Below are 5,269 nucleotides of genomic sequence, written 5' to 3' on the forward strand. Positions count from 1 at the left end.
CAGATAAATTACCACTTGACGCATTTGTTTTTGGGGATGACGACGATAGACGCGAATGCGATAATCGAGCATTCGGAAAGGAATTTTGGAGTCGGGGTCGGTTTGAAATTCGGTATGGAGAATTAATTGCTCTGACTGCAACAAAATCAGAGAATCGGCCCGAATGGGGTCTAATTGTAATTCCGTCGGGTCGAGGACGGTTAAGGAGAGGGGAGAACCCAATAACCAAGTGGCTAGATCATCGGAGAAGTTTTCGGCGATAAATTTACAAATATTATCAAACATCGTGAGCGTTTTGCCTTTGTAATTGCTACCATCCACGTCAATAAATTCAAGATTACTTGCTATAAATTCCTTAACAATTAAGCTAGATAACCCCCCGATAATTAGTAAAATTCTTTGATTTTATGGTAATCTTTGAACCAAGCTTACGAAATATTATATCACCGATTCAGATAGATCATGATTTAATCCTGTTTTAATTTCACAAACATAATTAACGGTAGCATGATCGGTCTGAATAACTAACTTTACATCAGCCAATAATTTACCCTATATATAGGGTTTATCTTGAATAGTTGCCTGAAAATTAGGTAAGGATTCTGGACAGTTAAAACATTTATAAAATAGGAGATTTTTGGGATACATAAGCAATAGAAAGTTACCTTTTCTCTAAAATTAGTAAATATTCGGATTTCATGCCATCAGGATTTTTATTCTTGCGAGATTTGAATAATTGTCTGGTTTTAATTCTATCCTCAAAGACGGTATTAAAGATAAAGCCATTTTCCTGAAAATATTCCCCTAATATTCGCCAAGTTTCTACTTCCACTCCATCCACTTTCGGATTACCGACAAAAATGCAAGCTTTCCCAGCTTGTTTTAATTTTCTGGTGGCATTTTCTAAAGCGTTGATAGTGTGACAAAAATAGGAATCAAGAATTTTATGTAAATTCTCTTTCTCTAAACTCAATCTCACTTGATTTAAGGTTTCGGTTTCGATTAATCTGGTAGCCTGTCGGTAGGGAATTTCTAACTTAGAGATTTTTTGCACTTCCTTTTCTGTATATCCTAACCAATATAAATCTAGTTTTGCTGTTCTGATATATTCCTGTGCTTGCAGATAGGGGGGTGAACTAATTAAACAATCTAACTCTAAATTTTGCTCGATCTCAAAAGTGGCACTATCTACTCCTCCATAAAAAAGCACCTGATTATAATTATGCCAAGTTACGGTAATATATTGATTGACGCTGGTTAAAGTTTCAAAACTCATCTCTTTAATCGTTCGTTTTAATTCCTCTTGCCAATTTCTTTGTAATAGTTCCTGTATATCTGATTTTTTGTATTTCGATTGAAATAATTTAGGTTTGGTATGTTCTGCATAGGAAAACTGTTTACTAACTTTCACTAAAACCGCTTGAATAATCTGGGAATACAAATCAGGTTCTAGACTTTTTTGACCGGCCCAAAGTTTCTGTAAAACTGCTAAAATCTCCTCTGGATACCAATAGTTTAAATTTGACCACTGAGGGATAAATTTATCCTTGCTGGCAAAAACTTCTAAGATTTTTTTATCTAACTCTGAGTAACTCAATCGTTCTTGGTGTTCTGTGATCTTAATCGGTATAATATGGTTTAAAAGATAATTCAGGTCAGTTAAAACTGCATTTCTTTGACAAAGTTTCGCCTCTAAACCCACCGTACCCGAACCAGCAAAAGGATCGATAATCCAATCATCTTTTTTAGTGTAGTTATCAAGGCAAAATCTCACCACTTGGGGAATAAATTTGGCAGGATAATAATAGATGGCGTGGGTTAGATAACTGGTGCTGGTGATTTCTGGCACTAAATCTCGAAAGGAAACTAATCGCGGGGTTCCCCGATTAAATTCTTCTAAATTATTAGAATCGAAAAGTTCTAAGTAGGGAGGCACAATTATTTGTAGGATGGGTTAGCGGTAGTGTAACATGAGCGGGCGTTGGGTTTCATGCTTCAACCCAACCTACGTTCATCTTATATTTAATTCCACCCACCCACTTAACTGCATGATTCGGCTATCAATTCTCCCTGGGGTGGACTAGCCAATTAAAATAAAGATTAAAACCGTAGTTGATCAATATTCTAACTTATCGTCCTCTAACCTAACCGACAACTCAGCTTTTTTACTTTTTACTTAACGTGATATACTGCCAAAGGAAAAAATGACGTTTTAATTAGTCTGCGTGAATAGCCAATCCTCGACAATTATAGAACAGGTTAGAGTCCTTGACCCTCTGACACAAACCGATCGCATTGCCGATGTCTGGATTGAGAAGGGGGTAATTAAAGCGATCGAATCTCAGCTTCCCCCAAGAGAAAACAGTAACTATATTTCTGGTCAAAACTGTATTTTTGCTCCCGGATTAGTCGATCTCTACAGTCATTCTGGGGAACCCGGCCACGAGGACAGAGAAACCCTCGCATCTTTGCTTAAAGCGGCCACGGCCGGAGGCTGCACCAGGGTGGCAATTCTCCCCAATACTCTCCCCCCTCTCGATCACCCCGCACTCATTAGCACATTACAGCAAAAAAGTCAAGGGTTTTTTGACTCAAAATCGACTCGTCTGCATTTTTGGGCAAGTCTCACCCTAGGAAGAGAAGGGCAAAAAATGACGGAATTAGCCGATTTAATGCCTGTAGCGGTGGGTTTTACCGATAATCGCAGTCTGGAAGATTTGGGACTGTTGCGGCACTTATTGGAATACCTAAAACCCTTCGGTCAAAATATCGCCCTTTCCCCCGTAAATCAGCAATTAAAGGGTAATGGAGTCATGCGCGAGGGAGAAACCTCGATTCGCTTCGGTTTACCTGGGGATCCTGCTATTTCCGAAACCACTGCTTTAGCCACAATTTTAGAAATCGTCGGCGAAATTAATACACCTGTTCACATCATGCGAATTTCTACCCGTCGAGGAGTGGAATTAATTCGCGAGGCAAAAATGCGGGGATTGCCGATAACCGCTAGTGTGACGTGGTTGCATCTCCTCTTAAATACGGGATCGATCGCCAGCTACCATCCCAGTTTACACCTCGCTCCACCCTTGGGCAACGAAAGCGATCGCAAGGCGTTAATTGCGGCAATTAAGGAGGGAATTATCGATGCAATCGCGATCGATCATCGTCCCTATACCTACGAAGAAAAAACCGTCTCTTTTGCAGAAGCACCCCCCGGCGCGATCGGGTTAGAATTAGCTTTACCGCTACTCTGGGAAAAATTAGTAATAACCGGGCAATTATCAGCTTTACAATTGTGGCAAGCGCTTAGTCTCAATCCCTGTCATTGTTTACAACAAAAACCGGCATCTCTCAATCCCGGCAATCCCGCGGAAGCAATTCTTTTTCATCCCCAAGCAAGCTGGAAAGTAACGGCAAATAATCTTCAGTCCCTCAGTCATAATACTTTCTGGTTAAATCAAACCATTGCGGGAAAAGTGTTGGAAATGTGGAATTTTTAAAGGGTGGTCAATTTCTATCTTGAGACTCTCCTAGTTTTTTGGATAATGATCAGCTAGAATTCTAGAGAGAGCTAGAGTAATTTCATGGAAAAAGAACTGGTATCAGAAAAGCGCGGTTATCTGCTTCGCACGGTGGCAGAAGCTAAAGAAATTGTCCTTAATTGGTTGCGGGAAATAAATTTAGTTAATGCGATTAAATTAGGTTTACCAGAAGTGGATGACAGATATCATATTTGGCGAATTCCTTTATGTAATGAACAGAAAAAAACCGTTGGGGAAGTGGTGATCGATGCCTACACCACCGAAATTTTAGCCGATAGGACAACCCGGACTGAAATTATTATCGCTCGTCTGTTAAAACAGGATGAATCTAAATTAGAAAACCGCAAGAAACCCAAAAAAGAATATAAGCTTTCCTCTCTGAGAAATACCATCGGATTTGGTGATTGTAGCGAACTTTTGGAGGAAATGCCCGCAGAAAGTGTTGATTTAATCTTTACCTCACCACCCTATTTTAATGCTCGCCCGGAATATTCAGAATTTGAAGAATACGAAAGCTATCTATTGAAGCTGCGACAGGTAATCAGAAAATGTCATCGAGTTTTGAGTGAAGGACGTTTTTTTGTCATTAATATTTCTCCCGTGCTGTTGCGTCGTGCTTCCCGTAATCAAGCTTCTAAACGTATTGCTGTTCCCTTTGATTTGCATCGAATTTTTATTGAAGAAGGTTACGACTTTATTGATGATATTATTTGGCTAAAACCAGAGGGAGCAGGGTGGGCAACGGGTAGAGGACGCAGATTTGCAGCTGATCGCAATCCTCTCCAATACAAAACTGTGCCAGTGACTGAATACGTTTTAGTCTATCGTAAACACACGGATTTACTCATCGATTGGCATATTCGCAATCATCCCGATCAAGAAGTAGTAAAATCCTCAAAAATTGCCGATGGTTATGAACGCACTAATGTCTGGAAAATTAACCCAGTCACTAACTCAAAACATCCCGCCGCTTTTCCTGTAGAATTGGCAGAAAAAGTGATTACCTATTACTCTTTTAAAGGTGATGTGGTTTTAGATCCCTTTGCCGGTTCAGGAACCGTGGGACTAGCGGCCGCTTCTTTAGATAGACGTTTTGTTTTATTCGAGAGTAATTTTAATTATATTGAACTGATACGAAAGCTAATTACTGAAGGCAGTAAGACTGATTTAGACTCAATTATTTGGCTTAATTGTCCGTTAGAAAACTAACAATGAGCGAGGTAAACACCATGACAGCCAGTAAAAGTCACGCTTATTTTACTCCCAAAGACTATCTAGAAATAGAGAAAATTAGTCCCATTAAACATGAATATATACAAGGGCAAATCTTGGCGATGGCCGGGGCTAGTAAAGCCCATGTTATCATCACAGGTAATCTTTCAGCCCAATTAATTAATCATTTACGGGGTAGTGGTTGTCTTGCCTATGCTACCGATATGAAAGTGCGTCTCCCTAGCTTAAATATCTTCTATTATCCCGATTTTGCCATTACTTGTGACCAACTCGATCGAGTTTCTCAGGAAGATTTTATCCTGCATCCGCAAGTGATTATCGAAGTTTTATCCGACTCTACGGCAGCCTTTGATAGAGGGGTGGTGATTCGGTAGTAGTGATGGCGGCTTAATCCTTTGCCAGCTGTGCGTTGTAGTCATGGATAAAATACCAAACAGCCCCAACGTGATTCTCCATTTTTTTAGAGAAAGATAGACTCTCTCTCACCAGCCGAGAAA

The 5,269-nt window shown here is 39.9% G+C and carries 5 protein-coding genes and 1 pseudogene; 3 read left to right on the forward strand and 3 right to left on the reverse strand.

What is annotated here, in order from left to right:
• Window positions 1-285 (reverse strand): Rpn family recombination-promoting nuclease/putative transposase (locus IM515_RS17795; RefSeq protein WP_287630366.1); only part of this gene is annotated, 285 nt, incomplete at its 3' end.
• Window positions 286-661: 376 nt separating this feature from the next.
• Window positions 662-1,936: a DNA methyltransferase gene (locus IM515_RS17800; protein WP_287630367.1), complete on the reverse strand. Its 1,275-nt coding sequence runs from the start codon at window positions 1,934-1,936 to the stop codon at window positions 662-664.
• A 289-nt stretch (window positions 1,937-2,225) separates the two neighbouring features.
• Between IM515_RS17800 and IM515_RS17805 the strand changes: the two genes are divergently transcribed.
• The 3 genes from IM515_RS17805 (at window position 2,226) to IM515_RS17815 (ending at window position 5,146) form a co-directional block, all read left to right on the forward strand.
• Window positions 2,226-3,497 carry a dihydroorotase gene (locus IM515_RS17805; protein WP_287630368.1) on the forward strand — a complete coding sequence of 424 codons (1,272 nt, stop codon included), beginning with the start codon at window positions 2,226-2,228 and terminating at the stop codon, window positions 3,495-3,497.
• An 84-nt stretch (window positions 3,498-3,581) separates the two neighbouring features.
• Window positions 3,582-4,748: a DNA-methyltransferase gene (locus IM515_RS17810; RefSeq protein WP_002770300.1), complete on the forward strand. Its 1,167-nt coding sequence runs from the start codon at window positions 3,582-3,584 to the stop codon at window positions 4,746-4,748.
• Window positions 4,749-4,768: 20 nt separating this feature from the next.
• Window positions 4,769-5,146, forward strand: a complete 378-nt coding sequence (locus tag IM515_RS17815) for a Uma2 family endonuclease (RefSeq protein ID WP_287630369.1) — start codon at window positions 4,769-4,771, stop codon at window positions 5,144-5,146.
• A gap of 13 nt (window positions 5,147-5,159) precedes the next feature.
• Here the strand turns inward: IM515_RS17815 and IM515_RS17820 are convergent.
• Window positions 5,160-5,269, reverse strand: a pseudogene (locus IM515_RS17820) (IS1 family transposase); the annotation flags it as partial.

It is taken from the genome of Microcystis sp. M44BS1 (assembly GCF_020244875.1).
Classification (GTDB): domain Bacteria; phylum Cyanobacteriota; class Cyanobacteriia; order Cyanobacteriales; family Microcystaceae; genus Microcystis; species Microcystis panniformis.

Bases quoted from the DNA above. Each gene is read 5' to 3' on its own strand.
- IM515_RS17810 (WP_002770300.1), top strand. From the start codon at position 3,582: ATGGAAAAAGAACTGGTATCAGAAAAGCGCGGTTATCTGCTTCGCACG.
- IM515_RS17815 (WP_287630369.1), top strand. From the start codon at position 4,769: ATGACAGCCAGTAAAAGTCACGCTTATTTTACTCCCAAAGACTATCTA.